The sequence below is a fragment of the Arthrobacter sp. TB 26 genome (assembly GCF_000427315.1).
Lineage (GTDB): Bacteria > Actinomycetota > Actinomycetes > Actinomycetales > Micrococcaceae > Arthrobacter.
Genome location: NZ_AUPJ01000377.1, coordinates 1 through 2,809, shown reverse-complemented (window position 1 = coordinate 2,809; position 2,809 = coordinate 1). Strand labels below are relative to the sequence as shown.

The following is a 2,809-nucleotide window of genomic DNA, read 5'->3' as shown; positions in this document are numbered from 1 at the left end:
CTCGCGGCCGAACGCGCGGGTTTCCGGGCCTTCTTCAAGTTCACCGCGGAACATCCGGCGCTGTACCGGATCATCCGGCAGGCCGAATTCGTCTCACCCGGCGCGCTGCGGCTGCACTACACCCGGATCGTCAACGGCTACATCGAGGGGCTCAAAGCCGCGCAGCTCAGCGGCGAAGTCCGGGCGATGGATCCCACCGTCGCGGCCTGGGCCCTGATGGGCATCGGCGAGCTGATCGGCATGCGCTGGGTGCTGTGGGACGAGGAAGGCACCGAACCCGCGCAGGGCGCCCGGCCGGACGTCCCCGAGGAAGTCTTTGAGGAAATGATGCAGTTCATCGAGCGTGCGCTCGCCCCGGCGCCGGGCGCCACCCCCAGCGCCGAACCCGGCCCCGCCTTCAGCACCATTCAGACCCCGGAAGGGACAGCCCCATGATCCAGGCAACCAGCAACTCCAGCTACCGGACCACCGGGGTCGCGGTCCGCGGCGGAACCCTGCACACCGCCCTCTGGGGCCCCGAGGACCCGGCCGCCCCGACCATCCTCGCGGTGCACGGCGTGACAGCGTCCCACAAGGCCTGGCCGGCGCTGGCCCTGGCCCTGCCGGACATCAGGATCATTGCCCCGGACCTGCGCGGCCGGGGCCGGAGCAACGCGCTGCCCGCGCCGTACGGAATGCCGTCCCACGCCGAGGACCTCGCGGCCGTGCTGGCCGCGCTAAACACCGGGCCCGTCGTGGTCGTTGGCCACTCGATGGGCGCCTTCGCCTCCGTGGTCCTCGCGAACCTGTACCCGGAGCGGGTACGGTCCCTGGTGCTGGTCGACGGCGGACTGCCGCTGCAGGTGCCGGCGGGACTCAGCGACGAGCAGATCGTCGCCGCCGTGCTGGGTCCGGCGGCGGAGCGCCTGAACGCCACGTTCGCCAGCCGCGAGGTCTACCGCAGCTTCTGGCGGCAGCATCCGGCGTTCAGCGCGGACTGGAGCCCGCTCGTGGAGGAATACGTCGACTACGACCTCACCGGCGAGGCACCCGTGCTCCGGCCGGCCACACGGTACCAGGCGATGGCGGACGACACCGCCGAGCTGCACCGTGGCGCCTCACTCCTGAAAGCCCTGGAGGAACTCTCGGTGGAGACCCTCGTGCTGCGGGCGCCGCGCGGCCTGCTGAACGAGCCCGGCGGCCTGTACGTGCCCGGCTATCTGGATGCCTGGGCGGAGAAGCTTCCGGCCTTGACCGTCCGCGAGGTCCCGGACGTGAACCACTACACGATCGTCATGGGCGGGGCGGGGGCCGCTGCTGTCGCGGACACAGTGCGGGAGGCCCTGGCGGTCGCGTAGCCAGTGGGCGCCGGGTGGCGCCGGCGCATCAGCTGGCTGACTCCAGGATCCGGGTTTTCGGGGCACCCTGGAGGGCGGGGGCCGCCGCGGGGGACGGCCAGACGTTCGCCTGAAGGTTCGCCAGGAGGGCTTCCGCCTGGGCCCGACGCTCGAAATCGAGTTCGACGACCACATGGTGCGGATCCTCCACCGGGCGGCTGATGCGGTGCGCGGTCACGCCCGACGCCGCGCGGTTGACGGGGTCACGGTCGAAGGCGCTCTTCCAGAGGCCAAAATCCTTGATCCCGTGCTCGATCTGCAGGGTGTACATCACAATTCCTCTTTCCCTCGGTTTCCCGTCGTTGCGGGGATAATCCACGTTAGGCGCGGGCGGCCAGCGTGCGGTATCCCAGAAATCTGGGGCGGATTCAGCAGGCAAAGCCCAAGGGGCATACTGAATCCATGACCACGAGCTGGGCGTTGAGCCGGAGCCTGGAACGCATCGGGCAGCTCTGCCGCGACGTCCCCGACGACCGGGAGCTGCGCCGGGGAGTGCTGGCGGAACTGGGCCGGATGGTGCCGTTCAGCGCCTACGCCTGGCCGCTGGCGGACCCCGAAACGGCCACCGGCATTTCGCCGATGGCCAGGATCCCCTGTCCGGATGAGCTTCCGGACCTGATCCGGCTCAAGTACCTGACCCCGGACTGCCGCTGGACCGCCCTCATGGGCCAGCACCGGCCGGCCACCACTCTGCTGATGGCGACGGGNCGGCCACCCGTCGCGCAGCCCCCTGTGGTCCGGGCTGCTGGCCCGTTACGGGGTGACGGACGTGCTGTCCGCGGTCTTCGCCGACAAACACGGCTGCTGGGGCTGGCTGGACCTTTGGCGTTCCGGGGACGAGGGCATCTTCACCGAGCCGGAGACGGAGTACCTTGCCACGGTGGCGCCGCTCGTGGCGGCGGGGCTCCGGCGGAGCCGGGCGGCGCAGTGCCGGCGGGACGCGGAAGGGAGGGGCGCTGCCGGGCTGGCTGTCCGGAAGCCCTTGCCGCCGCAGGCTGTGCTGACGCTCGACGAGGGACTGGCCGTGGTGGGACAGACCGCCTCAGCCGGCGACTGGCTGGGGCTGCTGCAGCGCGGGCCCCGGCCGTATGAGGGCATTCCGGCGGAGGTCCTCAACGTCGCCGCCCAGCTGCTGGCAAGGGACGCCGGGGTGGATGCCCGCCCGGCGATGTCGCGTCTTCCCGTGGGCCGCGGCGCCTGGGCGCTGCTGCGCTCCACCAGGATGGACGCCCGCCGGCCCGGGGCAACGCCTCCGCTCGCGGTGACCATCCAGGAGTGCCCGGCGGCGGACCGGCTGGAGGTGTTCGCCCACTGCTTTGCCCTGACCCCGCAGCAGCACCGGCTCCTGGGACTCACCGCCGGCGGACTTAACACGGCCGAGCTGGCAGCCGCCCTGGGAATCCGCCCCTACACCGTGCAGGACCAGTTCAAGG

At 71.4% G+C, this 2,809-nt stretch carries 3 protein-coding genes and 1 pseudogene; 3 read left to right on the top strand and 1 reads right to left on the bottom strand.

Going from position 1 to position 2,809, the window contains the following annotated elements:
* Positions 1 to 435 (top strand): annotated as a pseudogene (locus K789_RS0114655) (hypothetical protein); the annotation flags it as partial.
* Complete coding sequence (locus K789_RS0114650; protein WP_024367408.1) at positions 432 to 1,337, top strand: alpha/beta hydrolase; 906 nt, start codon at positions 432 to 434, stop codon at positions 1,335 to 1,337. The pseudogene K789_RS0114655 and the gene K789_RS0114650, both read left to right, overlap by 4 nt.
* A 28-nt stretch (positions 1,338 to 1,365) precedes the next feature.
* On the opposite strand, the gene K789_RS0114645 is transcribed toward K789_RS0114650, so the two are convergent.
* Positions 1,366 to 1,647: a hypothetical protein gene (locus tag K789_RS0114645; protein WP_024367407.1), complete on the bottom strand. Its 282-nt coding sequence runs from the start codon at positions 1,645 to 1,647 to the stop codon at positions 1,366 to 1,368.
* 489 nt (positions 1,648 to 2,136) lie between these two features.
* Between K789_RS0114645 and K789_RS23230 the strand changes: the two genes are divergently transcribed.
* Positions 2,137 to 2,809 (top strand): helix-turn-helix transcriptional regulator (locus tag K789_RS23230; protein ID WP_237739611.1); only part of this gene is annotated, 673 nt, incomplete at its 3' end.

Coding starts and splice junctions, on each gene's coding strand:
- K789_RS0114650 (WP_024367408.1), top strand. CDS start 432: ATGATCCAGGCAACCAGCAACTCCAGCTACCGGACCACCGGGGTCGCG.
- K789_RS0114645 (WP_024367407.1), bottom strand. CDS start 1,647: ATGTACACCCTGCAGATCGAGCACGGGATCAAGGATTTTGGCCTCTGG.